24 protein-coding genes and 1 tRNA gene are annotated in these 26,946 nt (G+C 70.8%); 14 read left to right on the top strand and 11 right to left on the bottom strand.

Translation table 11 applies throughout. The annotated features are described in order from the left end of the window. Position 1 precedes the first annotated feature (1 nt). The 4 genes from thrC to argS all read right to left on the bottom strand — a co-directional run bounded on the left by thrC (position 2) and on the right by argS (position 5,637). On the bottom strand, positions 2 to 1,102 hold the full coding sequence (gene thrC / locus BLU20_RS06125) for a threonine synthase (protein ID WP_083371964.1): 1,101 nt from the start codon (positions 1,100 to 1,102) through the stop codon (positions 2 to 4). After that, positions 1,102 to 2,424, bottom strand: coding sequence for a homoserine dehydrogenase (locus BLU20_RS06120; RefSeq protein ID WP_083372941.1), 1,323 nt, complete (start codon positions 2,422 to 2,424; stop codon positions 1,102 to 1,104). The genes thrC and BLU20_RS06120 overlap by 1 nt, the downstream gene beginning before the upstream one ends. Before the next feature lie 121 nt (positions 2,425 to 2,545). Then, the gene (lysA, locus tag BLU20_RS06115; RefSeq protein ID WP_407946473.1) at positions 2,546 to 3,946 is read right to left on the bottom strand and encodes a diaminopimelate decarboxylase; all 1,401 of its coding nucleotides are present in this window, start codon (positions 3,944 to 3,946) and stop codon (positions 2,546 to 2,548) included. Continuing rightward, positions 3,943 to 5,637 carry an arginine--tRNA ligase gene (argS, locus tag BLU20_RS06110; protein ID WP_083371963.1) on the bottom strand — a complete coding sequence of 565 codons (1,695 nt, stop codon included), beginning with the start codon at positions 5,635 to 5,637 and terminating at the stop codon, positions 3,943 to 3,945. Before argS ends, lysA begins: the two co-directional genes overlap by 4 nt. An 86-nt stretch (positions 5,638 to 5,723) precedes the next feature. Here argS and BLU20_RS06105 point away from each other — a divergent pair. Together BLU20_RS06105 and BLU20_RS06100 are read left to right on the top strand one after the other, a co-directional pair. Further along, positions 5,724 to 5,796: transfer RNA gene (locus BLU20_RS06105), tRNA-Arg, on the top strand. Between the two features lie 79 nt (positions 5,797 to 5,875). Continuing rightward, entirely contained in the window at positions 5,876 to 6,520 is a 645-nt protein-coding gene (locus BLU20_RS06100; protein ID WP_083371962.1) for a CYTH domain-containing protein, read from the top strand. Here BLU20_RS06100 and BLU20_RS06095 read toward each other — a convergent pair. The 3 genes from BLU20_RS06095 to BLU20_RS06085 all read right to left on the bottom strand — a co-directional run bounded on the left by BLU20_RS06095 (position 6,517) and on the right by BLU20_RS06085 (position 9,970). Next, entirely contained in the window at positions 6,517 to 7,380 is an 864-nt protein-coding gene (locus BLU20_RS06095) for a M15 family metallopeptidase (protein WP_083371961.1), read from the bottom strand. The two genes, BLU20_RS06100 and BLU20_RS06095, sit on opposite strands and share 4 nt — an antisense overlap. A gap of 203 nt (positions 7,381 to 7,583) precedes the next feature. Continuing rightward, complete coding sequence (locus BLU20_RS06090; protein ID WP_083371960.1) at positions 7,584 to 8,645, bottom strand: hemolysin family protein; 1,062 nt, start codon at positions 8,643 to 8,645, stop codon at positions 7,584 to 7,586. Next, positions 8,642 to 9,970 (bottom strand): hemolysin family protein, encoded by a 1,329-nt coding sequence (locus BLU20_RS06085; protein WP_172829036.1) that lies wholly within the window; start codon positions 9,968 to 9,970, stop codon positions 8,642 to 8,644. The genes BLU20_RS06090 and BLU20_RS06085 overlap by 4 nt, the downstream gene beginning before the upstream one ends. Before the next feature lie 112 nt (positions 9,971 to 10,082). Between BLU20_RS06085 and BLU20_RS06080 the strand changes: the two genes are divergently transcribed. From BLU20_RS06080 to BLU20_RS06070, 3 genes are all read left to right on the top strand, one after another. Continuing rightward, positions 10,083 to 10,802 carry a response regulator transcription factor gene (locus BLU20_RS06080; RefSeq protein WP_029253173.1) on the top strand — a complete coding sequence of 240 codons (720 nt, stop codon included), beginning with the start codon at positions 10,083 to 10,085 and terminating at the stop codon, positions 10,800 to 10,802. 1 nt (position 10,803) lies between these two features. Continuing rightward, on the top strand, positions 10,804 to 11,931 hold the full coding sequence (locus BLU20_RS06075; RefSeq protein WP_083371959.1) for a HAMP domain-containing sensor histidine kinase: 1,128 nt from the start codon (positions 10,804 to 10,806) through the stop codon (positions 11,929 to 11,931). 257 nt (positions 11,932 to 12,188) lie between these two features. Beyond that, on the top strand, positions 12,189 to 15,998 hold the full coding sequence (locus BLU20_RS06070; RefSeq protein ID WP_083371958.1) for a multifunctional oxoglutarate decarboxylase/oxoglutarate dehydrogenase thiamine pyrophosphate-binding subunit/dihydrolipoyllysine-residue succinyltransferase subunit: 3,810 nt from the start codon (positions 12,189 to 12,191) through the stop codon (positions 15,996 to 15,998). Positions 15,999 to 16,114: 116 nt separating this feature from the next. Here BLU20_RS06070 and BLU20_RS06065 read toward each other — a convergent pair whose 3' ends face one another. Next, the gene (locus BLU20_RS06065) at positions 16,115 to 16,993 is read right to left on the bottom strand and encodes a bile acid:sodium symporter family protein (RefSeq protein ID WP_083371957.1); all 879 of its coding nucleotides are present in this window, start codon (positions 16,991 to 16,993) and stop codon (positions 16,115 to 16,117) included. 99 nt (positions 16,994 to 17,092) lie between these two features. Between BLU20_RS06065 and BLU20_RS06060 the strand changes: the two genes are divergently transcribed. Further along, positions 17,093 to 18,454: an arylsulfatase gene (locus BLU20_RS06060; protein ID WP_083371956.1), complete on the top strand. Its 1,362-nt coding sequence runs from the start codon at positions 17,093 to 17,095 to the stop codon at positions 18,452 to 18,454. Positions 18,455 to 18,461: 7 nt separating this feature from the next. Here the strand turns inward: BLU20_RS06060 and BLU20_RS06055 are convergent, their stop codons facing one another. Further along, positions 18,462 to 19,457: an aldo/keto reductase gene (locus BLU20_RS06055; RefSeq protein ID WP_029253168.1), complete on the bottom strand. Its 996-nt coding sequence runs from the start codon at positions 19,455 to 19,457 to the stop codon at positions 18,462 to 18,464. Positions 19,458 to 19,527: 70 nt separating this feature from the next. Between BLU20_RS06055 and BLU20_RS06050 the strand changes: the two genes are divergently transcribed. From BLU20_RS06050 to BLU20_RS14415, 3 genes are all read left to right on the top strand, one after another. Next, the gene (locus tag BLU20_RS06050) at positions 19,528 to 20,439 is read left to right on the top strand and encodes an aldose 1-epimerase family protein (protein WP_083371955.1); all 912 of its coding nucleotides are present in this window, start codon (positions 19,528 to 19,530) and stop codon (positions 20,437 to 20,439) included. Between the two features lie 75 nt (positions 20,440 to 20,514). Beyond that, positions 20,515 to 21,123 (top strand): GDSL-type esterase/lipase family protein, encoded by a 609-nt coding sequence (locus BLU20_RS06045; protein WP_029253166.1) that lies wholly within the window; start codon positions 20,515 to 20,517, stop codon positions 21,121 to 21,123. A gap of 143 nt (positions 21,124 to 21,266) precedes the next feature. Continuing rightward, entirely contained in the window at positions 21,267 to 21,341 is a 75-nt protein-coding gene (locus BLU20_RS14415; RefSeq protein WP_407946483.1) for a 50S ribosomal protein bL37, read from the top strand. A gap of 75 nt (positions 21,342 to 21,416) precedes the next feature. On the opposite strand, the gene rsrA is transcribed toward BLU20_RS14415, so the two are convergent. Together rsrA and BLU20_RS06035 are read right to left on the bottom strand one after the other, a co-directional pair. Next, positions 21,417 to 21,740: a mycothiol system anti-sigma-R factor gene (gene rsrA, locus BLU20_RS06040; protein ID WP_029253165.1), complete on the bottom strand. Its 324-nt coding sequence runs from the start codon at positions 21,738 to 21,740 to the stop codon at positions 21,417 to 21,419. Beyond that, positions 21,740 to 22,471, bottom strand: a complete 732-nt coding sequence (locus tag BLU20_RS06035; protein WP_052367061.1) for a sigma-70 family RNA polymerase sigma factor — start codon at positions 22,469 to 22,471, stop codon at positions 21,740 to 21,742. The genes rsrA and BLU20_RS06035 overlap by 1 nt, the downstream gene beginning before the upstream one ends. A 159-nt stretch (positions 22,472 to 22,630) precedes the next feature. Between BLU20_RS06035 and BLU20_RS06030 the strand changes: the two genes are divergently transcribed. From BLU20_RS06030 to hisN, 5 genes are read left to right on the top strand one after another with little or no spacing between them, the layout of a single operon-like run. Continuing rightward, positions 22,631 to 23,176 (top strand): ferritin, encoded by a 546-nt coding sequence (locus BLU20_RS06030; protein ID WP_029253163.1) that lies wholly within the window; start codon positions 22,631 to 22,633, stop codon positions 23,174 to 23,176. Continuing rightward, a complete protein-coding gene (locus tag BLU20_RS06025) occupies positions 23,173 to 23,745 on the top strand; it encodes a DoxX family membrane protein (RefSeq protein ID WP_083371954.1) in 573 nt (190 codons plus the stop codon). Before BLU20_RS06030 ends, BLU20_RS06025 begins: the two co-directional genes overlap by 4 nt. Before the next feature lie 58 nt (positions 23,746 to 23,803). Next, positions 23,804 to 25,117, top strand: coding sequence for a 3-phosphoshikimate 1-carboxyvinyltransferase (gene aroA / locus BLU20_RS06020; protein WP_083371953.1), 1,314 nt, complete (start codon positions 23,804 to 23,806; stop codon positions 25,115 to 25,117). Beyond that, complete coding sequence (gene rsgA / locus BLU20_RS06015; RefSeq protein WP_083371952.1) at positions 25,117 to 26,151, top strand: ribosome small subunit-dependent GTPase A; 1,035 nt, start codon at positions 25,117 to 25,119, stop codon at positions 26,149 to 26,151. Before aroA ends, rsgA begins: the two co-directional genes overlap by 1 nt. A gap of 3 nt (positions 26,152 to 26,154) precedes the next feature. Then, entirely contained in the window at positions 26,155 to 26,934 is a 780-nt protein-coding gene (hisN, locus tag BLU20_RS06010) for a histidinol-phosphatase (protein ID WP_029253159.1), read from the top strand. Positions 26,935 to 26,946: the final 12 nt, after the last annotated feature.

Genomic DNA, 26,946 nt, shown 5'->3' with positions numbered 1-26,946 from the left:
GTCAGAGCCCGAGCGCGTCGGCGATGGACACGACGTCGGCCCCGACGCGGGTCGGCTCGACGTCCGCGCCGTCCAGGGTGCGCAGGGCCCACTGCGGGTCCTTCAGCCCGTGGCCGGTGACGGTCACGGTGACCGTCGCCCCGGCGGGCACGAGCCCACGCTCGGCACGCGAGAGGAGACCGGCGACGCTCGCGGCCGATCCCGGCTCGACGAACACGCCCGCCTCGGCGGACAGGACACGGTGCGCCGCGAGGATCTGCTCGTCCGTCACCGACTCGATGACACCGCCGGACTCGTCGCGCGCGGCCTCCGCCTGCGCCCAGGACGCCGGGTTGCCGATCCGGATGGCCGTCGCGACGGTCTCGGGCTCCGTCACCGGGTGCCCGAGCACGATCGGTGCCGCACCGGCGGCCTGGAAGCCCCACATCGCGGGTGTCCGCGTCGCGACCGCCGGCAGGTCCGCACCGGGAGCGCCCGGGTCACCCTGCCCCGCGTACTCGCGGAAGCCCTTCCAGTACGCCGTGATGTTGCCGGCGTTGCCGACCGGTAGGACGTGGATGTCGGGGGCGTCGCCCAGCGCGTCGACGATCTCGAACGCAGCGGTCTTCTGCCCCTCGATCCGGTCCGGGTTCACCGAGTTCACGAGCTCGACGGCGTAGCTGTCGGCCAGCTTGCGCGCGGCGACCAGACAGTCGTCGAAGTTCCCGTCGACCTGGAGCAGCCTGGCCCCGTGCGCGATCGCCTGACTGAGCTTGCCCATGGCGATCTTGCCGTCGGGCACGAGCACCGCACAAACCATCCCGGCGCGCGTCGCGTACGCCGCCGCCGACGCGGAGGTGTTGCCGGTGGAGGCACAGACGACCGCCTCCGCCCCGCGCGCGGCTGCCGCCGACATCGCGGCCGTCATGCCACGGTCCTTGAACGACGCGGTGGGATTCATCCCCTCGACCTTGAGGAACACGCGAGCACCGGTCCGCCCGGAGAGCACCGGCGCCTCGACGAGCGGTGTCCCGCCCTCGCCGAGCGTGACGGTGCGCTCGAGCAGGTGCGCGGGCAGACGATCGGCGTACTCGGCGATGACGCCGCGCCACTGGTGGGCCATCAGGCTCCCTCGACTCTCAGGACGGACGTGATCTCCCGGACGGGATCCAGCGCGGCGACAGCCTCGACCGTCCCCGCGAGGGCAGCCTCCGTCGCCGTGTGGGTGGTGATGATCAGGTGGGCGAGCCCGCTCGGCTCGTCGACGCCGGCCGGACGATCCGACGGCGCCTGCCGCACGGCCTCGATGGAGACACCCTGGTCGGCGAGCAGGTGCGCGACCTGTGCCAGGACCCCGGGACGGTCGACCACGAGCAGGCGGACCTGGTAGCGCGTGATCGCCGACGACGCCGGGACGACGGGAAGGGCGGCATAGGTCGACTCCTCGGGGCCCTTGCCCCCGAGGACACGATGCCGCGCGGCGGAGACGACGTCGCCGAGGACCGCCGACGCCGTCGGCGCGCCCCCCGCCCCCTGGCCGTAAAACATGAGGTCGCCGGCGGCCTCGGCCTCGACGAACACCGCGTTGAACGCGCCGCGCACACCGGCCAGCGGGTGGTCGGCGGGCACGAGCGCCGGGTGCACGCGGGCCGAGACCCCGTCGGGGGTTCGTTCGGCGATCGCCAGGAGCTTGACGACGTGGCCCGTCTTCGCCGCCCAGGCCACGTCGTCGGCCGTGATCGACGTGATTCCCTCGCACGCGACGTCGTCGAGCGTCACCCGGGTGTGGAAGGCGAGGCTGGCAAGGATGGCGGCCTTCGCCGCGGCGTCGTGCCCGCCGACGTCAGCGGTCGGGTCGGCCTCCGCGTACCCCAGCTGCTGGGCCTGCGCGACAGCCTCGTCGAGGCCCAGGCCCGTCGTCGACATCTGGTCGAGGACGTAGTTCGTGGTCCCGTTGACGATCCCGAGCACCTTGCGCACGTAGTCCCCCGCGAGAGACTCCCGCACGGGCCGCACGATCGGGATCGCGCCGGCGACGGCGGCCTCGAAGTAGATGTCGACACCGGCCTCGTCGGCGGCGGCGTAGAGCGCCGGACCGTCCGACGCGAGGAGCGCCTTGTTCGCCGTGACGACGGCAGCGCCGCCGGCGATCGCGCGGAGCATCAGCCCGCGCGCGGGCTCGTCCCCGCCCATCACCTCGACGACGATGTCGGCGGCGTCGACGAGCGGCCCCGCGTCCGTCGTGAGCAGCGCCGGGTCGACGCCCTCGCGCGGGACGGACACGTCACGGACGGCCACACCGACGAGCTCGAGGGGCGCGCCGGCGCGAGCCGCCAGGTCCGCGGCATGCTCGGTCAGCATCCGCGCTACCTGCGACCCCACGACCCCGCAGCCGAGCAGGGCCACGCGCAGTGGACGGCGGTCGGTGGACGAGGGGGAAGACACGAAGTACCAGCTCTCGATCAGGGTTGGCGTCGGACGGCGGTCACCGCGCACCCAGGATAGTGCTCGCCCCCACCGCGTCCAGATTCTGCCCGAACCGTGGTCACCCGCGCGAGGTCTGGCGTCAGCCGAGGTCGAGCGCGAGCAGGTCGTCCTCCGTCTCGCGGCGAACGAGCACACGCAGCTCGCCGTCCTTCACGCCGATGACGGGCGGCCGGAGGACGTGGTTGTAGTTGCTCGCCATCGACCGCCCGTAGGCGCCCGTCGCCGGAACCGCGATCAGGTCGCCCGGGGTCACGTCGGTCGGCAGCTCGACGTCGGGGAGCACGATGTCGCCGCTCTCGCAGTGCTTGCCGACGACGCGCGCGCGCAACGAGGCGTCGTCGCCCGGGCGGTTGGCGAGACGACCGAGGTAGCGCGCGCCGTAGAGGGCCGGCCGGATGTTGTCGCTCATGCCCCCGTCCACCGAGACGTACGTCCGGACGGCGGTCTCGTCGTCGGACGCGCCACCGACCGTGACCGCCTTGACGACACCCACGGAGTAGAGCGTGACGCCGGCAGGACCGACGATCGAACGACCGGGTTCGATGGAGATGCGCGGGACGCTCGTCCCGAGCTCGGCGCACGCGTCGCGCACCGTGGCGGCGAGCGCCCGGGCCACCCCGTCGACGTCGATCGGCACGTCCTCAGGCGTGTACGCGATGCCGTAGCCGCCGCCGAGGTCGAGCTCGGGCACCAGGACCCCGCTCGACCGTGCGAGGTCGGCGCGCAGTCCGAGCATCGCCCGTGCGGCGGCCTCGAACGCGGCCGCGTCCTGGATCTGCGAGCCGATGTGGCTGTGGGCGCCCAGCAGCTCGAGCGCCGGGTGCGCGAGCACCGCCTCGAGCGTCGCGAGCGCCGCGCCGCCCGCGAGCGGGACGCCGAACTTCTGGTCCTCGTGGGCCGTCGAGATGAACTCGTGGCCACCGGCGTGGATGCCGGTCGTCACGCGCACCATGACGGGGACCGGGTCCGTCTCGTCGCGCCCGGCGATCGCGGCGAGACGCGCCACCCGCTCGATCTCGGCCGGCGAGTCGAGGACGATGCGGCCGACCCGCGCCTCGATCGCCCGGGCGATCTCGTCGTCGGACTTGTTGTTGCCGTGCAGACCGATCTCCGCGCCGGGGACGTCGGCACGCAGCGCGACGGCGAGCTCGCCGCCCGTGCACGTGTCGACACGCAGCCCTTCCTCGCGGGCCCACCGGGCGACGGCGACGGACAGGAACGACTTTCCGGCGTAGTAGACGTCGACACCGCTGCCGATCGCGCCGAACGCCTGCTCGAACGCGCCGACGAACATGCGCGCTCGCCGTCTGAACGTGAGCTCGTCGAGGACGAAGCAGGGAGTGCCGTGCACCTGGGCGATCTCGCGGACGTCGGCGCCCCCGAGCACGAGCGCGCCGTCGTCGGTCAGGCTCGTCCCGACCGGCCACACGTGGCCGGGCGCGGTCTCCCGCAGGACCGGGGTCCCGCCGAGCGCGCTCACATGCGCTCCGGGGCGCTGACGCCGAGCAGGCCGAGGCCGTTCGCGAGCACCTGGCGCGTCGCGTCGTTGAGCCACAGCCGGGTCCGGTGCGTGTCGGTGACGGGCTCCTCGCCGAGCGGGGTCACGCGGCACTCGCCGTACCACTTGTGATAGTCGCCTGCGAGGGCCTCCAGGTAGCGGGCGACACGGTGCGGCTCGCGCAGCTCCGCCGCCTGCGCGACGATCCGGGGGAACTCGGTCAGGCGCCCGAGCAGGGCGGCCTCGGTCGGCTGGTCCAGCAGCGCCGGGTCGAACGCCTCGGCGCCGTCGTCGGTGAGGCGGGCCACCCCGTGCGACGCGGCGTTGCGCGCCACGTTGACGGTCCGGGCGTGGGCGTACTGGACGTAGTAGACGGGGTTCTCGTTGGTGGACCGCGCGAGCAGGTCGAGGTCGAGGTCGATGCTCGAGTCCACCGAGGAGCGGGCCAGCGAGTACCGCGCGGCGTCGACCCCGACGGCCTCCACCAGGTCCTCGAGCGTCACGACCGTGCCGGCGCGCTTCGACATCCGCACGGCGTCCCCGTCCTTGACGAGGTTCACCATCTGCCCGATGAGGATCTGCAGGTTCTTCTCGGGGGTGTCGCCGAAGGCCGCGCAGACGGCCATCATGCGGGCGACGTACCCGTGGTGGTCGGCCCCCAGCATGATGATGACGTCGTCGGCGCCGCGCTCGCGCTTGTCGAGGTAGTACGCGATGTCGCCCGCGATGTACGCGGCGTCACCGTCGGACTTGATGATCACCCGGTCCTTGTCGTCCCCGAACTCGGTGGTGCGCAGCCAGGTCGCGCCGTCGGCCTCGTAGACGTGGCCGGCCTCACGCAGCCGCGCGACGGCGCGGTCGACCGCGCCCGTCTCGTGCAGGTGGTCCTCGTGGAAGTAGACGTCGAAGTCGACACCGAAGTCGTGCAGGGACGCCTTGATCTCACCGAACATGCGGTCGACCCCGCGCGACCGGAAGACCTCCTGCGCCGCGGCGTCGTCGAGCGTCCGCGGGTCGGGGTCGCCCGCCGCGACGCAGTCGGCGATCACGGCATCGGCGATGTCGGAGATGTACTGGCCGCCGTACCCGTCCTCCGGGGCCTCCTCCCCCTTGGCGCGGGCCAGGAGCGATCGGGCGAAGCGGTCGATCTGCGCACCGTGGTCGTTGAAGTAGTACTCCCGCGTCACGTCGGCGCCCGACGCCTCGAGCACGCGCGCCAACGAGTCCCCGACGGCGGCCCAGCGGACGCCGCCGATGTGGATGGGGCCCGTCGGGTTCGCGGAGACGAACTCGAGGTTCACCCGCTTGCCCGCCTCGGCGTCGCCGCGGCCGTAGGACGACCCGGCCGTGACGATCGTGCGGGCGAGCTCGCCCGCGGCCGCGGCGTCCAGGGTGATGTTCAAGAAGCCGGGGCCCGCGACGTCGGCCGACCTGACCCCCTCGGTCTCGACCAGTCGACGGGCCAGGTCCTCGGCGAGGGCACGTGGCGTCGTCCCCGCCTTCTTGCCGAGCTGGAGCGCGACGTTCGTCGCCCAGTCGCCGTGCTCACGCTGACGAGGTCGCTCGACGTGCACCGTGTCGGGCACCGCGTCGGCGGGGAGGTCGAGGGAACCGTCGGCGACGGCAGCATGCAGGGCGGCGCCGAGGGCGCGGGAGAGCTCGTCAGGTGTCACCTGCAAATCGTATCGGTCCCGCGCCCGTGGTCATGGGCGACCTCCAAGAACTGGTATCGTCATCCATCGCGTCCCCCGGGACGCAGGCCCTCGTAGCTCAGTGGATAGAGCGTCCGCCTCCGGAGCGGAAGGTCGTAGGTTCGAATCCTATCGAGGGCACCCGCAGCACAGCATCGTGCAGAGCACCGCACACCGAGCCGGCACCGGCCGGGCCGGCTCCCGAGCGCGAGGAGCCAGCGTGACGGACACCGGGTACGGCGACTTCGAGTTCGAGCGCAGATTCCTCCTCCGGCACGTGCCCCGCGACCTCGTCGCCGACGTCACCCCCTCCCTCGTCGTCCAGAGCTACTTCCTTGCCGACGAGGGCTACGCGCTCCGCGTCCGCGTCCAGGCGACCTCCACGGGAGCGGTCCTCGACGGCACGTCGGACCCGCTCGAGGTCCTGGCCGAGCACGCGGAGGCCATCGACTTCTGCACCCTCACCGCCAAGGGGCCGACCGCCGGCGGCACCCGGTACGAGGCGGAGCGCGAGCTCGACGTCCTCGTCGGCCTCGAGATGGTGCGCCGCGGGGGCCGCCGGATCGTCAAGAACCGCTACGCCGTCTGGCTCGGCGAGGACGGGTGGGTCGTCGACGAGTTCGGCGGCGCGAACCACCCGCTGGTGATCGCCGAGTGCGAGCGCTCGGGTCCCGTGACCGACCTCGAGATCCCGCAGTTCTGCACCACCGAGATCACCGACGACGTCCGGTTCGGCAACGAGTCGCTCGCCTGTCGCCCCTACGCGTCCTGGGCCGCCGACCATCTGCGGCAGCTCGACGCCGACGGACCTCAGTACCGCCAGGACTTCGGCGAGAACTCCACGCTCCGCGACGGGAGTAGCTAGCCGCCCATCTCCGCGACGCCGGCGGCGAACTCGAAGTGCCACGGCTCGTACGCCCCCGACCCGCCGGCCTGGGCCCAGTCCGGGTTCTCCCAGCCGTAGGTCTCCGAGTTCTCCCTGATCCAGCCGTAGATCTCGCTGTTCGAGGTCTCCTCGCCGCAGAGGTCGATCGCGAGCCCCCAGCCGTGCATCGACGTCCCCGGACGCGCGGCGAAGCCGGCGCGCGTGTAGGCGAGCGTGTACTGCTCGCTCAACGTCCGGTAGCTCGCGACGAGACAGATGTTCCGCCCGAACTTTGCCGTGAACGCCTCGTTCATCGCGGCGAGCGCCACGGCCGCGTCCGACCGGAGCCGGTCACCGTCGTCCCAGAGGTCGCAGAGGCCGTGATCGCTGAGGTTCCCGTTGGTCCCCGCCGGCCGGACGTCGGCGTCGCACCCGGGGAGGATCTCGCGCTCGACCGAACGGCTCGCGCTGGTCGACGCCGAACGGGGCGCGGCAGCCACGAACTGCGAGGTCCCGGCGGACGACGACCCCGCCTTGACGACGTCGAGCGTGCTCGGTCCTCGATCGCCGCTGAACGGTGCGGCGCTCGCGGAGCCCTCCGCGTTCCCGCTCGTGAGCGGCATGGCGATGGTCGCGGCGGCGAGCGTCGAGAGCACGACGGCCCGTGACGCCCACCGGTGGTTCTGCGAGAGCGGAGCACGCTGTGCGGTCCGGGACCGCGAAGGCTCCGTCGAGCGACGTGCCGGTGCTGCGGGGGTGGCCTGCGAGGCCGGCGCCCTCCGAGAACGGGTCGCTCCCTGCGCCTCACGCAGCTCGCGTCGGGTGGGAAGTGCGGTCCGTGAGTCCACGTTGGCGGTCACGCCTCACCTCCCCTCGCGACGGTGTCGCTCTCGACCTCGTTGGCGACCCTGCGGGCCCATCTGGCGGGAACACTAACCAATAGCCACGGGGAAGCCAAGTCTCGTCCACAGGCCGCCGACGAACCGCGCCAGAGACCTGCGTCACACCTTGTTCAACGGTGCGTCAGGCGCCCGCGACGTCTCGAAATGCGGTCACCACCGGGTCACTGCCGAGATCCGGACGACCCGTGACGACCGCGCTGCATCGCGTCGCGAACCTCGCCGACGAGCTCCTCGAGGATGTCCTCCAGGAACACCACGCCCTGGACCCCGCCGACCGCGTCGACCCGGGCCAGGTGGGCACCGGAGCGCTGCATCGCACGGAGCGTGTCCTCGACCTCGGCGTCCGGCGTCGAGGTGGCCAGCGCGCGGACGCGCCATCCCGGGATCGGGGCCAGCCGTGCGTCGTCGACCGCGTACAGGACGTCCTTGACGTGCAGATATCCGACGATCTCGCCGCGCGCGTCCTCGACCGGGAATCGCGAGTAGCCCGTCCTGGCGACCATGCGCTCGACATCCGCGGGGGTGCACCCCTCCGCGACCCGGACGAGCTCGTCCACGGGGACCATGACGTCGGCCGCGGTCCGCTCGGAGAACTCGATCGCCCCCGCGAGAAGACCCTGCTGGTCCTGGAGGACGCCCTCGTCCCGCGAGTGCTGCACGATCGATTGGACCTCCTCCGCGGTGAACGTGGAGGCGACCTCGTCCTTCGGCTCGACGCCGGCCAGCCGGACCACGTGGTTCGCGACCCAGTTCAGCGCGACGATGATCGGCGCGACGACGCGGCCGATCATCACGAGCGGCGGGCCGAACCAGAGCACGGCCTTCTCGGGCGAGGCGACGGCGAGGTTCTTCGGGACCATCTCGCCGAGCACCACGTGCAGGTAGACGACGATGCCCAGCGCGAGGACGAACGCGATCGGGTGCACCCAGGCCTCACCGACCCCGATCGCCGCGAGCGGCTTCTCGATCACATGTGCGAGAGCGGGCTCCGCCACGATGCCGAGACCGGTCGAGCAGACCGTGACGCCGAGCTGGGCGCAGGCCAGCATCAACGACACGTGCTCCATGGCCCACAGAACGGTCTTCGCCCGGCGGCTGCCGGCGGCGGCCAAGGGCTCGATCGAGGCACGGCGTGCGGAGAGGACCGCGAACTCGGCACCGACGAAGAAGGCGTTGCCCGCCAGCAGGAGGATCCCGATCGTGATCGCGACACCGGTGCTCATGATCCGTCCTCCTCAGGCACCGGTGCGGGGGTGACGCGCAGTCTCTCGACCCGTCGCCCGTCCATCGCCTCGACCCGCAGGAGCACTCCGGCCTCGTCGACCTCGTCGCCGACCCGCGGCACGCGTCCGAGCCTCTCCATGACGAGACCGCCCAGCGTCTCGTAGGCGTTCTCGTCGGGTACCACGACTCGGGTCGTCTCCTTCAGCTCGTCGGGGCGCAGGACCCCGGGGACGATCCAGGTCCCGTCGGTCGCACGGACGACGCCGGAGCGCCGTGCGTCGTGCTCGTCGGCGACGTCGCCGACAAGCTCTTCGACGACGTCCTCGAGAGTGACCACGCCCGCCGTCCCCCCGTACTCGTCGACCACCACGGCCATCTGCAGACCGAAGCCTCGGAGCTCGACGAGGAGCGGGCCGACGCCGACGGTGTCCGGGACCCGCGGCGCGTCGACCATCAGCGCGGCCGCCGGGACGTCGTCGCGACGCTCGTAGGGCACGGCGACGGCACGACGCAGGTGCACGAGCCCGACGACGTCGTCGCGGTCCTCCCCGATCACCGGGAAGCGCGAGTGGCCCGTCCGTCGGGCGGCGGCCACGACGTCGGCAGCCGTGTCGTCGCGCGTCATCACGACCATCCGCATGCGGTCGGTCATCACGTCCACGGCGGTCAGCTCGTCGAGGTCGATCGTGTTGGTCAGGAGCGTGGCGACCGACACGTCGAGCGTCCCCTCCTCCGCCGACCGGCGCACGAGCGCCGCCAGCTCGGTCGCGGACCGGGCGCCCGAAAGCTCCTCCCGCGGTTCGACGCCCACGCGTCGCAGGAGTGCGTTCGCCGAGCCGTTGAGCACCCCGATCAACGGCCGGAAGACCTTGGTGAACTGGCGCTGCGCCGGTACCGCGACCCGAGCCGTGGCGTAGGGCGTCGAGAGCGCGAAGTTCTTCGGGATCAGCTCGCCGAAGAGCATCGAGAAGGCGTTGACCAGGATGAGAGCGATCACGCCCGCGAGGACGCTGCCGACACCGACGCTCAGCGCCGTGCTCTCCAGCGGCCCGGAGACGAGGGCGGTGAGCGCCGGCTGGGCCGTGTAGCCGAGCAGGATCGTCGTGATCGTGATGCCGACCTGCGCGGAGGACAGCTCCGTGGACAGGTGCTTGAGCCCTGCGCGGACGGATCGGTCGCGGCGGTCGGGGCCGCCACCGTTGGCACCGTCGGCGTCGACGACGGCGGGGTCGAGGGTGACGAGGGAGAACTCGCTCGCGACGAACACGGCGGTCCCGGCGGTCAAGAGCACCCCGAGCGCGACCATCAGCCATTCGGTCAGCACGAGGTGCTCCGGAGATCTCGGTACTTTCGTTTCATGATGGGAGAGATCGTATCGGTCGACGCACGCGTCGTCCTCCACGCGCTCCCCGCACTGTTGTGCCACTCTAGTTTCCATGTCAGACACCACTGGGAGCCAGGCCAGCAAGCCGGCCACACTGCTCGTCGTCGAGGACGAACCGACGATCGCCTCAGCCATCGCGCAACGCCTGACCGCCGAGGGCTGGCGGGTCGAGGTCGCGAACGACGGACTCTCCGGTGTCGAGGCCGCGCTGCGGCTGCATCCTGACGCGATGATCCTGGACGTCATGCTCCCCGGGATCGACGGTCTCGAGGTCACGCGGCGCGTGCACGCGCAGCACCCGGTGCCGATCCTCATGCTCACCGCGCGCGACGACGAGACCGACATGCTGATCGGCCTCGGCGTCGGGGCGGACGACTACATGACGAAGCCGTTCTCGATGCGCGAGCTCGTGGCGAGGATCAAGGCGCTCCTGCGTCGCGTCGAACGCACGTCGCAGGCGGCCTCGGACCCGACCGACGAGCCGCCCCTGGTGATCGGCGACGTCACGATCGACCGCGCCCAGCGCCGCGTGTTCCGCGCCGGGGACGAGGTGCACCTGACACCGACGGAGTTCGAGCTGCTGGTGATGCTGGCCAGCTCGCCCAAGACCGTGCTCACGCGCGAACGCCTGCTGGCCGAGGTCTGGGACTGGGCCGACGCGTCCGGCACACGGACCGTCGACTCGCACATCAAGGCCCTGCGCCGCAAGCTCGGTGCAGACCTGATCCGTACGGTCCACGGAGTCGGCTACGCGTTCGAGCCTCCGGCCTGACGTGCCCGCCAACGGGACGCCCGGCGCCCGCCGTCACACCCTGCCCGACGTCCGACCGCTCGACCGGTTCGGGTCGATCAAGGTCAAGCTCGGCGTCGTCGTGGCGGCATCGGTGCTGCTCGGGGTCTTCATCACCTGGATCGGCCTGCGCAACGACCTGGGCCCCTCCCGGACGCTCCCCCTGGCCATCGGCGTCTCGCTGCTCCTGACCGGACTGCTCTCGCGCGGAATGACGTCGCCGCTTCGTGAGATGACGACCGCCGCCCAGGCGATGGCCGCCGGGGACTACTCGCGCGAGGTTCACGCGACCAGCCACGACGAGGTCGGCCAGCTCGCCGTCGCCTTCAACATGATGGCCGACGACCTCGCGTCCTCCGACCGGGTACGACGGGAGCTGATCGCGAACGTCTCGCACGAGCTGCGCACCCCGGTCGCCGCACTCCAGGCCCAGCTCGAGAACCTCGTCGACGGCGTCACGGAACCGACGCCGGCCACGCTCCAGGGCGCGCTCGACCAGACCGAGCGGCTCACGCGGCTCGTCTCGTACCTGCTCGACCTCTCCCGGATCGAGGCCGGCGCGGCCGAGCTCAACATCTCCCCGGTCCTGGTCGGCGACTTCCTCGAGGACAGCGCCAGCTCGCTCTCGATGACCGAGGCCGGCAAGGACCTTCGGTACGTGGTCGACGTCTCGCCGGAGGACCTCGTCGTGGACGCGGACCGCGAGCGACTGCGCCAGGTCGTCACGAACCTCGTCCACAACGCGATCCGCCACTCCCCCCAGGACGGCGAGATCCGCCTCGAGGGCTATGCGGACCAGACCGCGGAGGGCGACGTCGTCGTCATCGAGGTCATCGACCAGGGCCCGGGCATCGCGGAGGCGGACCGCGAGCGGATCTTCGACCGGTTCGTCAGCGGGACGAACCAGATGCCCCGCCCCGGTCGCGCGAGCGGCGGGACCGGGATCGGCCTCGCGATCGTGCGGTGGGCGGTCGACCTGCACGGTGGGCAGGTCGAGGTCGCGGACAGCAGCGACGGTGCGACCATGCGGGTCACGCTGCCGGCGCACCGCCCAGCGGCAGGCCTCCCTGCCCACCCCGACGGGGGCGACACGAGAGAACCGCAGTTGTGACCTTCGTCACAGTCCTTTACGTCATGGCGGCCGCCATACCCGGCCATGGCACCGGAGTGACCGATCGGGGATCGCTCTCTATCGAGTCGCCACACCTCCGTTACCCGCTCTTGGCATGCGCCCGCGACGCCCGGATCGCAGCCACCGCGCGGATGGCCAGGGCCTGACGAGGGCCTAGGCTGGGAGGGTCCCGGCTCTGAGCCGGGCACCGTCAGGTTTAACCCGTTCGACCCGTGGTGAAGGTGGGCGATTTTCGCGTGTCCCCGAAGGCTGAGTCAGAGTCGATCAGCAGCGTCGGCTCCGTGTTCGGAGCGAACGAATGGCTGGTCGACGAGCTCTATGAGCAGTACCTCAAGGATAAGAACGCGGTCGACCCCGCGTGGTGGGACTTCTTCGCGGACTATCGGCCGACGGAGCGCCCCGAAGGCAAGGGAGCAGCGGTGAACGGGACCTCGGTCCAGTCGTCACAGGACGACGCGGCAACCAGCGACTCGGACGCCAAGCAGGCACCGCAGGCCGTCCGGGACGGGTCGGCCGCCGCCGAGGCCGCGCAGACGCCAGCGGCACCGGCCGTACCAGCGGACCCCGAGGTCAACGCCGCCGTGCACGCCGTGACGGAGTCACGCCCGGTCGCCACCGCACAGCCCGCGACCGCGCCGTACGCGCAGTCCGCGCGTTCGCGCTCGACGACACCGGACGAGGACCTCAGCGACGACGTCACCAAGCTGCGCGGCCCCGCCGCCCGCGTCGTGACGAACATGGAGCAGAGCCTCGAGGTCCCGACCGCCACGTCGGTGCGCGCGATCCCGGCCAAGCTCATGGTCGACAACCGCATCGTCATCAACAACCACCTCGCCCGCGGTCGTGGCGGGAAGATCTCGTTCACCCACCTGATCGGGTACGCGCTCGTCGAGGCGCTGGCCGAGATGCCGGTCATGAACGCGTCCTACACCCAGCTCGACGGCAAGCCCGCGGTCAACCAGCCGGCCCACGTCGGGTTCGGGCTCGCGATCGACCTGGCCAAGCCGGACGGCTCGCGCCAGCTGCTCGTCCCGAGCATCAAGAAGGCCGAGACTCTCGACTTCGCGCAGTTCTGGACGGCGTACGAGGATCTCGTGCGCAAGGCTCGCGGGTCGAAGCTGACCGTCGCGGACTTCCAGGGCACGACGATCTCGCTCACCAACCCCGGCGGGATCGGCACGGTGCACTCGGTGCCACGCCTGATGCCCGGGCAGGGCACCATCATCGGTGTCGGCGCGATGGACTACCCCGCCGAGTTCGCGGGCGCCTCGATCGAGCGCCTCTCCCGGCTCGCGATCTCGAAGGTCCTGACGATCACGTCGACCTACGACCATCGCATCATCCAGGGCGCCCAGTCCGGCGAGTTCCTGAAGATCATCGGCAACAAGCTCGTCGGGCTCGACGGCTTCTACGACCGGGTCTTCACCGCGCTGCGCATCCCCTACGAGCCGGTGCGCTGGGTCCGGGACAACACCGTCGACGCCGAGGTCGAGGCCGCCAAGCCCGCCCGCATCGCCGAGCTGATCCACTCCTACCGCTCGCGCGGCCACCTGATGGCCGACACGGACCCGCTGACCTACCGTCAGCGCAAGCACCCCGACCTGGACATCCAGAACCACGGGCTGACCCTCTGGGACCTCGAGCGCCGGTTCCCGACGGCAGGGTTCGGCGGGAAGGCCACGGACTCCCTGCGCGACATCCTCGGGCTGCTGCGCGACTCCTACTGCCGCTCGATCGGCACGGAGTACATGCACCTCGCCGACCGCGAGCAGCGCCGGTGGCTGCAGGAGCGGCTCGAGTCCGGCTACGCGCGGACGCCGCGCGAGGACCAGCTCCGCGTCCTGCGCAAGCTCAACTCCGCCGAGGCGTTCGAGACGTTCCTGCAGACGAAGTTCGTCGGGCAGAAGCGCTTCTCGCTCGAGGGCGGCGAGTCCGTCATCCCGCTCCTCGACGCGGTGCTGTCCAAGGCTGCCGAGAGCGGGCTGGACGAGGCATGCATCGGCATGGCGCACCGTGGACGACTCAACGTCCTGGCCAACATCGCCGGGAAGAGTTACGCCCAGATCTTCGCGGAGTTCGAGGGCAACCTCGACCCGAAGAGCGTCCAGGGGTCGGGCGACGTCAAGTACCACCTCGGCACCGAGGGCACCTTCACCGCCGAGTCCGGCGCGCAGACCCAGGTCTACCTCGCCGCGAACCCGTCGCACCTCGAGGCCGTCGACCCCGTGCTCGAGGGGATCGTGCGGGCGAAGCAGGACAAGATCGACCTCGGCGGCGACGGGTTCTCCGTCCTGCCGATCCTGATCCACGGTGACGCGGCGTTCGCCGGCCAGGGCGTCGTGCCCGAGGTCCTGAACCTCGCGCAGCTGCGCGGCTACCGCACCGGCGGGACGATCCACGTCATCATCAACAACCAAGTCGGGTTCACCACCGGCCCGTCCTCGGCACGGTCGACGACGTACTCGACGGACGTGGCCAAGGGCTACCAGGTGCCGATCTTCCACGTGAACGGGGACGACCCAGAGGCGTGCGTCCGCGTCGCCGAGCTGGCATTCGCGTTCCGCGAGCAGTTCGACACCGACGTGATCATCGACATGATCTGCTACCGCCGCCGTGGCCACAACGAGGGCGACGACCCGTCGATGACCCAGCCGCTGATGTACAACCTCATCGAGGCCAAGCGCTCGGTCCGCAAGATCTACACCGAGAACCTCGTCGCCCGCGGCGACATCACCGTCGAGGAGGCCGAGGCGGTCCTCAAGGACTACCAGGCACAGCTCGAGCGTGTCTTCTCGGAGACGAAGGAGGGTGGATACACCCCGCCCGCCAAGTCCGAGCCGATCGCCGGCCTCGAACGCCCCGAGTCGCAGCGCGAGGACGCCGGCACGATGGTCGGCTGGCAGACCGCCGTGCACCCGAGCGTGCTCGAGCGCGTCGGTGCGGTGCACGCGGCGCCCCCCGAGGGCTTCACGGTGCACCCGAAGCTGGCACAGCTGCTCGAGAAGCGGCACAAGATGTCGTCGGACGGCAACATCGACTGGGGCTTCGGCGAGCTCGTCGCGTTCGGCTCGCTCCTCATGGAGGGCACGCCGGTCCGGCTCGCCGGCCAGGACTCGCGCCGCGGGACCTTCGTCCAGCGCCACTCGGTGCTGCACGACCGTGAGACCGGCGCCGAGTGGACCCCGCTCCTGTACCTGTCCGGCGACCAGGCCAAGTTCTGGGTCTACGACTCGTCGCTGAGCGAGTACGCCGCCCTCGGCTTCGAGTACGGCTACTCGGTCGAGCGACCCGACGCCCTCGTCCTGTGGGAGGCGCAGTTCGGTGACTTCGTCAACGGGGCGCAGACCGTCATCGACGAGTTCATCTCCTCCGCCGAGCAGAAGTGGCGTCAGAACTCCTCGGTCGTCATGCTCCTGCCGCACGGCTACGAGGGCCAGGGCCCGGACCACTCGTCGGCCCGGATCGAGCGCTTCCTCCAGCTGGCGGCGCAGGACAACATGATCGTCGCGCAGCCGTCGACCCCGGCGTCGTACTTCCACCTGCTCCGCCGGCAGGCGTACGACCGGCCACGTCGCCCGCTCGTGGTCTTCACGCCGAAGCAGCTCCTGCGTCTCAAGGCCGCCGCGTCCCAGGTCGACGACTTCACGTCGGGAACCTTCCGGCCGGTCATCACGGACGACGGCGTCACGCCCGCGAATGTGGACAGGGTCCTCCTCTGCTCGGGCCGTGTCTACTACGACCTGCTCGCGGAGCGCACCAAGCGCAAGGACGACAAGACCGCGATCGTCCGGCTCGAGCAGCTCTACCCGCTCGACGTCGACGCCATCCGCGCCGAGATCGAGAAGTTCGGCACGGAGAACGTGGTCTGGGTGCAGGACGAGCCCCAGAACCAGGGGCCGTGGTCGTTCATCCACATCAGCCTCCCGGACGACCTCCCGCAGGTGCAGGTCGTCTCGCGTCCCGCCTCCGCGTCGACGGCCGCGGGGACGGCGAAGAAGCACCAGGCCCAGCAGGCGGTGCTGATCGAGCAGGCCTTCGCCCGCTGACGCGCGTCACCACCTGAACGGGGCCCGGCCGAGAACACTCGGCCGGGCCCCGTCGGCGTTCGTGGGAACGTCGCCCGCCTCGGCGTCCGGGGCGGGCGCCGACGACGTGGCGCGGACTACGCCGCGGACTGTGCGAGTCTCGCCTCCTTGCGCCCGACGAACGACGAGACCGGCAGACCGACCACGATCTGGAACAGCAGGATCGCGGTGATCGCCCCGAGGATCTCCGGGTCGTTGTCGAACGCGATCGCCACCGCGGCGAAGGCAGGCCCGGAGTTGCTGCACGGCTCGATCAGTGCGGTGGACCACCGGGTCTCCCGCGATCCCGACGACAGGAACCAGCCGAGGGCGATCATGACCACGGATGCGACGATCGCCGCGAGAACGACTCCGGTCCCGAAGAGGTCGACGACGGCGTCCCAGCTGCCCAGGAGTGCGCCGGCGAGCACGACGAGGAACGTCTGGCTCGAGACCTTGCCGGTGAAGGCTCCGAACTCCGCAGCCTGGTCCGGGGTCCAGTGGCGGGTGAGCACGCCGATGACGAACGGCAGGAGCTGCAGCAGTGCCACGGTGAGGATGAGCTGTCCCACCGGGAGCGAGACGTCGTCCCCCAGGTCCGCCGCCCCGATGATCAGGTTCGCCGTCGGCGCGAACGTGAGCGAGCCGATCGCCGCCATCATCACCTGGAACACGGCACCGGTCTGGACGTCCGCCTTCGCGGTCATCACCAGCTTTGCGCCGAAGGGGGCGCCCGGACAGCTCCACAGCAGGACCATCGCCACGTAGGCCGGGACCGCCAGTGCGAACACCTCGGCCACACCCCAGCCGACCAGAGGTCGGAGGACGAAGGCCACGAGCAGCACGAGAACCACCAGACTGGTCTTGGACAGCGCTGCGCGCAGCTGCTCGAACGTCGTGTTGAAACCTGCCGTGAGCATCGTGGTGACGATAAAGATCGTCAGAACGATATTGAACAGACCTGCGATGACGTCCATATCTCTCCCTCGTCAACTCTCGCACCTCGGCATTTGTCGTTACAGTAGCGAACGACGGGCGATCGTGAGGGTCGACCGCACGAACGAGGGATTTTCGCCATGGCAAAGCGCCCAAATGTTCTCTATTTCCATGTCGACAACATCAGCACGGGTGACATCAGCTGCTACGGCGGCGGGGTCGGGATCGGCGCCCGGACCCCGCGCGTCGACGCGTTCGCCGAGACCGGCCTGCGGCTGACCAACTACAACGTCGAGGCCCAGTGCACGCCCACCCGCTCGGCCCTGATGACGGGACGCCACTCGACGAGGACCGGCTGCACGTCGGCACTGCCCGGCAGCGGGCTCGTGGGGTGGGAGGTCACGGTGGCGAGCCAGCTCAAGACGCTGGGATACCGGAACGCGATCCTCGGAAAATGGCACTGCGGCGCCGAACCGGGCCGCTACGCGACCGACCACGGGTTCGACTACTGGTACGGCATCGAGGGCACCTGGGACGAGGCCATGTGGCCCGACGACAAGTTCTTCCGGGCGACGGACCTCGAGCCGTCCTACGTCATCGAGTCGGAGGCGCCCGGCCAGATGCGCAAGGTCAAGGTCCTGGACCGCGAGGTCCGGCGCGACATCGACCTCGACTTCCTCGAGAGGGGAAAGCAGTGGATGACCGACTCGGTCGACGCCGATGAGCCGTTCTTCCTCTACTTCAACCACTCGAACATGCATTTCCCGACACTTCCCCGGAAAGAGTTCATCGGGAGCTCGGACGGCGGCCAGGTCGCCGATTGCATGCAAATGCTGGACGCGGACTTCGGCACGCTTCTCGACCATCTCGACGAGCTCGGTATCCGCGACGACACGATTATCGTCTTCGCGGGCGACAACGGGCGCGACACGACCTTCCACGCACCGAACAACCGCAGCGCCGAGGGCACCTGGAAGGGCGGCTACTTCTCGACCTACGAGGGCAACAACCGCACGGCCTGCGTGGTGAGCTGGCCCGACCACCTGCGCACGGGTGCGACCGACGAGATGATGCACGTCGTCGACTGGTTCCCCACGCTGCTCTCGCTCCTCGAGGCGGAAGACCTCGTCCCCGAGGACCGCGTCCTCGACGGGGTGGACCAGTCGGCGTTCCTCACCGGCCGGCAGGAGGAGTCGAACCGCGAGCACTTCCTGATGTTCTTCGACCAGCTCCAGGTCGGTCTGCGGTGGCGCAACTTCAAGGTGCTGACGCACCGCGTGGTCGACGGCACGGCACCGATCGAGCAGCTCGCGACGCCGCACATCTACAACCTGACCGTGAACCCGGACGAGGACACCCCGTACAACTACAGCGAGGTCCACAGCTGGGTGCTCTACAAGGTCTTCGGCAAGATCGCCAAGGAGTACCAAGAGTCCCTGGAGGGCGACGCGGTGCCGAAGGGTGCCCCGGTCGACTACGTGCCGGCGAGCGCGAGGCGCTGACGCAGCGCTACCACCGGTCGTGGACAGCCGCGCGGATGCGGCGATCGTAGATGTCCCGGACGCCGCGCGTGAAGCCGGCGCCGAGCACCACGTCCCCACGACCGGCGGTCGCGTTCGCGCGGGCCTGGTCGACGTCCCGCGCCCCCGGGATCACCGTGGAGACACCTGGCTGCTGCCAGAGCCACATGATCGCGGCCTGCGCGGGGCTCAGGCGGTCGCCCACGGTGTCCTGCACCAGCGCGGTGAACTCGACGGCGGCCTCGACGCCCTCGTCGAAGGGCACGCCCGAGAACGTCTCCCCCACGTCGAACGCCTGGCCGTCCCGGTTGAACGTGCGGTGGTCGTTCTCGGCGAAGGTCGTCTCCCGGGTGTACTTGCCGGACAGCAGGCCCGAGGCCAGGGGCACGCGCGCGATGATGCCCACCCCGGCGGCGGAGGCTGCGGGCAGCACCTCCTCGAGCGGCTTGAGCCTGAACGCGTTGACGATGATCTGCACGCTCGCGACCCCGGGCCGCGCGATCGCCGCGAGCGCCTGGTCGACGGTCTCGACGCTGACGCCGTAGGCGGCGATCGCCCCCTCGTCGCGCAGGGTGTCCAGGGCGTCGTAGGTCGCGTCGCTCTCGATCGTGGCGCTCGGGGGGCAGTGCAGCTGCACGAGGTCGAGCCGGTCGACCCCGAGGTTCGTCCGCGAGCGGTCGGTCCAGGCCCGGAAGTTCGCCAGCGTGTAGTTCTCGGGCTCCTGGTCCACCCGGCGGCCCATCTTGGTCGCCACCGTCGCCGTCCCGGGGTGGTCGGCGAGCCATCCGCCGATGATCTTCTCGCTGCGTCCGTCGCCGTAGACGTCCGCGGTGTCGAAGAACGTGACACCCTCCTCGGCCGACGCGTCGAGAACGGCGCGGGCGTCCTGCTCGCTCACGTCGCCCCAGTCGGCACCCAGCTGCCAGGTGCCGAGTCCGACGACGGAGACGGCGCGTCCGGTTCGTCCGAGGTTGTGGTGTTCCATCACGCGCTCCTTTGTTTGATGACTGCTCATATGCACGATACGACGTGACGGCGCGCTACCGTACTCAGTCGTGACCGTCTTCCTGCCGTCAGGCCTCCAGCTCCCGATCTCCTTCGGGGACCAGCACGCCGTCGTGACCGAGGTCGGCGCCGCGTTACGCAGCTACACCTCGGCGGGTGCGGACGTCGTCGTGCCCTTCGCCGAGACCGAGCTGGCGCCGGCCTCGCACGGCGCGGTCCTGCTCCCCTGGCCGAACCGGTTGGGCGACGGCACGTACGAGTTCGACGGCGAGCGGCACCAGGCTCCCGTGAACGAGACCACCCGGACGACGGCGTTGCACGGGCTCGCGTGCTGGGTGCGGTGGTCCGTGGCCGAGCACACGACGTCGTCGGTCACCCTGGCGCTCGACCTCGCCCCGCAGCCGGGCTACCCCTTCGGGCTGAGCGCGCAGATCTCCTACACGCTGGCCGACGACGGACTGACCGTCGAGCTCCTCGCGACGAACACGGGGACGGGTGACCTGCCGTACGGGTCCGGGTTCCACCCGTGGCTCTCGCCGCAGGGCGCGGACCTCGACGAATGCACCCTGCTGCTCGACGCCGCCACGCACGTCACGGTGGACGAGCGGCTGCTCCCGACCGGGTCCGAGCCGGTCGCGGGAGACTTCGACCTGCGCACACCCCGTGTGCTGGCCGACCTCGACCTCGACGACGCCTGGTTGGACCCGGCGAGGGACTCGACGGGTCGCTCGCGCGCAGTGCTGACGCGGCCCGACGGCTCCGGCGCGACCGTCTGGGCCGCCGCATGGGCTCAGGCGTGGCAGGTCTGCACCGGCGACCACGTCGGCGACCCGTGGAGCCGCACGGGAGTCGCCGTCGAACCGATGAGCTGCATCGCCGACGCCTTCCGCACCGGCGACCTCCTCGTCCGGCTCGCGCCCGGCGAGTCCCACGTCTCGACGTGGGGAATCACGCCCCACTGACGGTGGTCCGCGCGCCCTGCGCGCGCGAGTCGACGCGATGGCGGAGAATATGGCCGGAGCGACGGAGGAGAACACGTGGGTGGACAGGAACTACGGATCTGCGTCGTCGGCGACGAGCTGAGCGTCGGCGTCGGCGACCCCAAGGGCCTGGGGTGGACCGGGCGGGTCATGGCACGGACCCGGTTCGAGGGCACCGCCATGTCGTTCCCGCTCGCCGTCCCGGGAGAGACGACCACCGGACTCAGCCAGCGCTGGGAGGTCGAGTGCGCGCCCCGGTTCGGCCCCGAGGCCGAGACCGACAACCGTCTCGTCGTCGCCCTGGGTCGGCACGACGCCAGCTCTGTCCTCTCCGTGGCGCGTTCGCGACTCAACCTCGCCAACATCCTCGACGTGGCCGACTCTCGTCGGATCCCGGCCTTCGTCGTCGGGCCGCCCCCGGGTCTGTCCGAGGACGCGGACCGGCTCGCCGAGCTCAGCAGCGCGTACGGTGACGTCGCAGCACGGCGTCGCGTGCCGTACGTCGACACGTTCACCCCCCTGGCCTCGCACGAGCAGTGGCACGCCGACCTCGCGCAGAACGGCAACCTCCACCCGGGCCAGGCGGGCTACGGGCTGATGGCGTGGCTCGTCCTGCACACCGGATGGCACGAGTGGCTCGGCCTCCCCGAGGACACCCCGAGCTGAGCGATCCCGCCCCGTACCCGGCCTGCGTGACACGACCGCGGACAGATGTGGGACCATAGGGTGATCAGATCCCAGACATGCATGATGGGGTCGCCCTGTCCGCGGTGAATGTCGCCGCGGAACGATCCCTGAAGGAGAACGACATGAGCAAGCGTGGACGCAAGCGTCGCAGCCGTCGCGGGAACGCCGCCAACCACGGCAAGCGCCCCAACGCCTGAGGCATCCGCCGCTGCGCGGCGAACGACGAAGGGTCCGGACCGTCTGGTCCGGACCCTTCGTCGTTCGCGGCTCGGTCAGCCCTCGTCGACCACGTACGTCGTCGTGACCGACAGCTGAGCCCGGATCCTCAGGTGCAGGCTCTCCGGGGCCTGCTCGCTGCACGAGCGGCGGACGAGGCTCTTGACGAGCTCCTCCGCGCTGAGCTCGGCCAGGCACGGGGCGCAGTGCGCCATGTGAGCGCGCATCCTCGCCTCGTCGTCGGCCGTCATCTCCGAGTCGAGGAACTCGTACAGGTGCCCGATCGCGTGCTCGCAGTCCGACTCGCTGCCCGTGGCATGAGGGATCGGCGTGACGACGCGGATGTCGTCGCCCCCGACCCGACGCTCGGTCTTGTCCATCACAGCTCTCCTCCGGATTCCTTCGGACTCACCAGTCCGCGCTCGACGGCGTAGTCGGCGAGCAGCTCGCGCAGCTGGCGACGCCCGCGGTGCAGCCGGGACATCACGGTGCCGATCGGCGTGCCCATGATCTCGGCGATCTCCTTGTACGGGAACCCCTCGACGTCGGCGTAGTAGACGACCATCCGTCGGTCCTCGGCGAGCTCCTGGAGCGCGCGCTTGACGTCGGAGTCCGGGAGCCCGTCGAGCGCCTCGGCCTCCGCCGAGCGCAGGCCCTGCGAGGTGTGCGACGCGGCGCGGGCGATCTGCCAGTCCTCGATCTCGTCCGCCTGGGACTTCTGCGGCTCGCGCTGCTTCTTGCGATACGTGTTGATGAACGTGTTCGTCAGGATGCGGTAGAGCCACGCCTTGAGGTTCGTGTGCGGCTTGTACTGGTGGAACGCCGCGAACGCCTTGGTGTAGGTCTCCTGCACCAGGTCCTCCGCGTCGGTCGGGTTGCGGGTCATCCGCATCGCCGCCGAGTAGAGCTGGTCGACGTACTGCATGGCGTCACGCTCGAATCGCACGGCACGCGCCGCGGCGTCCTCCGCCTCGGGTGCCCGGTTCGGGTCGTCGCCGAGCTCGATCTGCGTAGCGCCCTCAGGGCGGTCGTCGTCCGTCATCAGCAACGAGCCTAGCCCGAGGACGGGCCGGGCGTGCTCCGAGGCGCCCCGGCGTGCGGGCAGCGTCACGACGACCGCCGGATCCGCGTTCGGGTCGACGAGGGCCGGCGGCCGCCGCGCTGGGTTCTTCGTCGTCTGTCTCACGTCGGGTCTAACGGCAGGGCATCCGTGCATATTCCGTGGGCGCGCCAGGATGTGAGTGCCGGACGGCGTCGCTACCGTGGGGGCATGAGCACCCCTGAGAACACCTCGCGGTACGTCACGCTCCTCCGGGAGCAGGTCGGGCACGAGCTCGACGCCCACCAGCAGTACGTGGCGATCGCCGTCTGGTTCGACGCCAACGACCTGCCCCAGCTCGCGGCGCACTACTACCGCCAGGCGCTCGAGGAGCGCAACCACGCGATGATGATCGTGCAGCACATGCTCGACCGGGACATCCCCGCGGTCATCCCCGGCACGTCGGCCGTGCGCAACGACTTCGGCTCGGTGACCGAGCCGATCGCGCTCGCCCTCGCCCAGGAGCGCGAGGTGACCACCCAGATCGAGGCGATCTTCCGCGCGGCGCGCGAGGAGGGCGACGCCCTCGGCGAGCAGTTCATGCTCTGGTTCCTCAAGGAGCAGGTCGAGGAGGTCGCCTCGGCGACCACGCTGCTGGCCGTCGCAGAGCGAGCCGGCGGCAACCTCTTCGACCTCGAGAACTTCGTGGCCCGCGAGACCATCGGTGACGGCGGCGAGTCGGCCGACGCACCCGCAGCAGCCGGAGGTGCACTGTGATCCTGCGCCGCATCGCACGACCGATGCTCGCGAGCTGGTTCGTCTACAACGGCGTCCACGCGGTCACCCGGCCTCAGGAGCACCTGGCCGCCGCCCGCGCAGGCACCGACCTGGTCGGCTCCCGCGTGGCGACCGACACCGAGCTCACGGACAAGCAGCTCACGCTCGTTGTCCGGGCGCACGGCGCCGCGGTGGCGCTCGCCGGGACCACCCTCGCGCTCGGCGTGGTCCCCCGCACCTCCGCCCTCGCGCTCGCGGCGCTGAACCTCCCCCTCGCGGTCGTGAACGAACCGCTGTCGAACGGGCCTCGGCCACGGTCGGAGCGCACCCCGGAGTTCGTCCGTGCGGTCGGCGCCATCGGCGCCGCGCTGATCGCCGGGGCCGACTACGAGGGGCGCCCGGGTGTGCAGTGGCGGATCGCGCAGGCTCGCAAGGACCTCTCGACCTCCGCCGAGCTCGCCGGAAAGGACGCCCAGATGGCCGTGCACGCGGCGACGGACTCCGTCAAGGACTCGGGCCGCCGCGCGGCCCGCCGCGCCAAGAAGGCCGTGCACGCCACGGGCGTCTGACCGTCCGTCCCGACGGGCCCGGCCGAGGGTCTCGGCGACCATCCACTAGATTGGCGGCATGACTTCGCAGCCCGTGCAGACGGACCACCTCGCCGCCGACACTCCGCTGTGGGCGGCCCCGTCCACCGCTCGGGCGGTGGACGCGACCGTCGAGGTGCCCGGCTCCAAGTCGCTGACCAACAGGCTCCTGGTCCTCGCCGCGCTGGCCGACGGGCCCGGCGTCCTGCGCGGTGCCCTGCGGAGCCGCGACGCCGACCTCATGATCGCGGCCCTGCGCGCGCTCGGGATCGAGATCACCGAGGGCGACGAGCCCAGCACGCTGCACGTACGGCCGGGTCGGCTGCACGGCGACGTGAGCATCGACTGCGGCCTCGCCGGGACCGTCATGCGGTTCGTCCCGCCGATCGCGGCGCTCGCCGACGGCGCCGTGCACCTCGACGGCGACGAGGGCGCCCGGGTTCGACCGATGGGTCCTGTGCTGGACGCGCTCCGCGGGCTGGAGGTCGGCATCGACGACGACGGACGCGGACTGCTGCCGTTCACCGTCGCCGGGACCGGGCACGTCACCGGCGGATCCGTCGACGTCGACGCCTCGGGCTCCAGCCAGTTCGTCTCCGGGCTGCTGCTGGCCGGTGCACGGTTCGACGACGGCCTCACTCTTCGTCACGTGGGTGACACCCTTCCGAGCCGACCCCACATCGACATGACCGTCGAGACCCTGCGGGCGGCCGGTGTCGCGGTCACCGTCTCCGACGACGAGTGGCGGGTCGAGCCCGGGCCGATCACCGCGCGCGACGTCCGGGTCGAGCCGGACCTCTCCAACGCGGCGCCGTTCCTTGCTGCCGCCCTGGTCGTCGGCGGGACCGTGAGGATCCCGGGCTGGCCGACGTCGAGCACCCAGCCCGGTGCACAGCTCCCCGAGATCCTGACCCGGATGGGAGCAACGGCGTCGCTCGAGGGCGGTGTGCTCACGGTCACCGGTACGGGCACCGTCCACGGCATCGACGCGGACCTGCACGCCGTGGGCGAGCTCGCGCCCAACATCGCCGCCCTCGCCGCGCTCGCCGACTCCCCGAGCCACCTCCGTGGGATCTCGCACCTCCGCGGTCACGAGACGGACCGCCTCGCGGCGCTCGAGAACGAGATCAACGGACTCGGGGGGCGGTGCACGCAGACCGAGGACGGGCTCGTCGTCGAACCGGCTGCGCTGCACGGCGGGACCTTCCGCACCTACCACGACCACCGGATGGCGACCTCCGCCGCGATCCTGGGTCTGCGCGTTCCCGGCGTCGAGGTCGAGAACGTCGCGACCACGGCGAAGACCCTGCCGGACTTTCCGCAGATGTGGGTCGACATGCTCGGCAGCCGCTGATGGCTCCCCGACTGCGCGACGAGTCGGACTTCCGCGAGCGTCCCAACAAGCGTGGGTCACGCCCGCGCACGAAGATCCGCCCGGAGCACGCCGACGCGCGCACCGGGTTCGTCACCGGGGTCGACCGGGGTCGCTACACAGCCCTCGTCGACGAGGGGACGCCGGACGAGCGTGTGGTCGTCGCGATGCGCGCCAGGGAGCTGCGCCGCGACCGCGTCGTCTGCGGCGACCGGGTGGATCTCGTCGGAGACACGAGCGGGGACGACGGATCCCTCGCGAGGATCGTCCGCATCCAGGAGCGCGACACCGTCCTGCGGCGGACCGCCGACGACACCGACCCCTACGAGCGGATCGTCGTCGCCAACGCCCACCAGCTGATGATCGTCACGGCGCTCGCCCGCCCCGAACCGCGGGAGGGGATGATCGACCGCGCCGTCGTCGCAGCATACGACGCCGGGATGTCGGTGACTCTCTGCCTGACCAAGGCCGACCTCGCCGACCCCGCGCCCCTCCGTGAGAAGTACGAGCCGCTCGGTGTGACCGTCATCGTCACGAGCATGGACGACCACGACAGGTCTATCGGACCGCTCGGACCGGTGCGGGACCAGCTCGACGGGAAGATCTCCGTGCTGGTCGGGCACTCGGGCGTCGGCAAGTCGACGCTCGTCAACGCCCTCGTCCCCGACTCGACGCGTGCCACCGGCCACGTCAACGACGTCACCGGCCGAGGCCGGCACACCTCGACCTCCGCCGTGGCACTGCGACTGCCCGACGGCGCCGGCTGGGTCGTCGACACGCCCGGCATCCGCTCCTTCGGCCTCGCTCACGTGGAGCCCGACCGGGTGCTCGCCGCCTTCGACGACCTCGCGGACGTGTCCGTCGACTGCCCCCGGGGATGCACCCACGCCGTCGAGGCGGTCGACTGCGCGCTCGACGCCTGGGTGGACGCCGCCCCACCGGACGAAAGGGAGAATCGGTCCGTGCGTGTCGCCTCGTTCCGCCGCCTCATGGCGGCTCGCACCGCTACGGTGTGAGGCATGCCCTCGTACGACGACGACCTCCGCCTCGCCCATGTGATCGCCGACCAGGTCGACTCGCACACGTTGGCGCGGTTCAAGGCTCTCGATCTCAGCGTCGAGACCAAGCCGGACAACACGCCTGTCACCGACGCGGACCGGGCTGCCGAGGAGATGATCCGCTCGACCCTGTCGCGGGCACGCGGGCGCGACTCGATCCTCGGTGAGGAGTTCGGGTCCGCGGGTCACGGCTCGCGACGGTGGGTCGTCGACCCCATCGACGGCACCAAGAACTTCGTCCGCGGCGTCCCGGTCTGGGCGACACTCATCGCTCTCGTCGACGAGGGCGAGCCCGTGGTCGGACTCGTCTCGGCACCCGCGCTCGGCCGGCGCTGGTGGGCCGCGCAAGGATCCGGTGCATGGACCGGACGTTCGCTCCCGAAGGCCACCCGGATCCAGGTCTCGGGGGTCAAGGAGCTCGGCGACGCGTCGCTCTCGTACGCCAGCCTCGGCGGATGGGAGGAGGCGGGCAAGCTCGATGCGCTCGTCGACCTGACGCGCGACTGCTGGCGCACCCGCGCCTACGGGGACTTCTGGTCCTACATGCTCGTCGCCGAAGGTGCGGTCGACATCGCCACCGAGCCCGAGCTCGAGCTCTACGACATGGCGGCACTCGTCCCGATCGTCACCGAGGCGGGAGGTCGGTTCACGAGCCTCGACGGAACCCCCGGGCCTTTCGGGGGGAACGCCGTGGCGACCAACGGCCTGCTGCACGACGCGGTTCTCGAGCGCCTCGGCTGAGGCTGAGGCTGA

The organism is Paraoerskovia marina, assembly GCF_900105445.1.
GTDB classification, from domain to species: domain Bacteria; phylum Actinomycetota; class Actinomycetes; order Actinomycetales; family Cellulomonadaceae; genus Paraoerskovia; species Paraoerskovia marina.
Note: the sequence above shows the minus strand (reverse complement) of the source record. Positions and strands in the feature narration are given on the sequence as shown.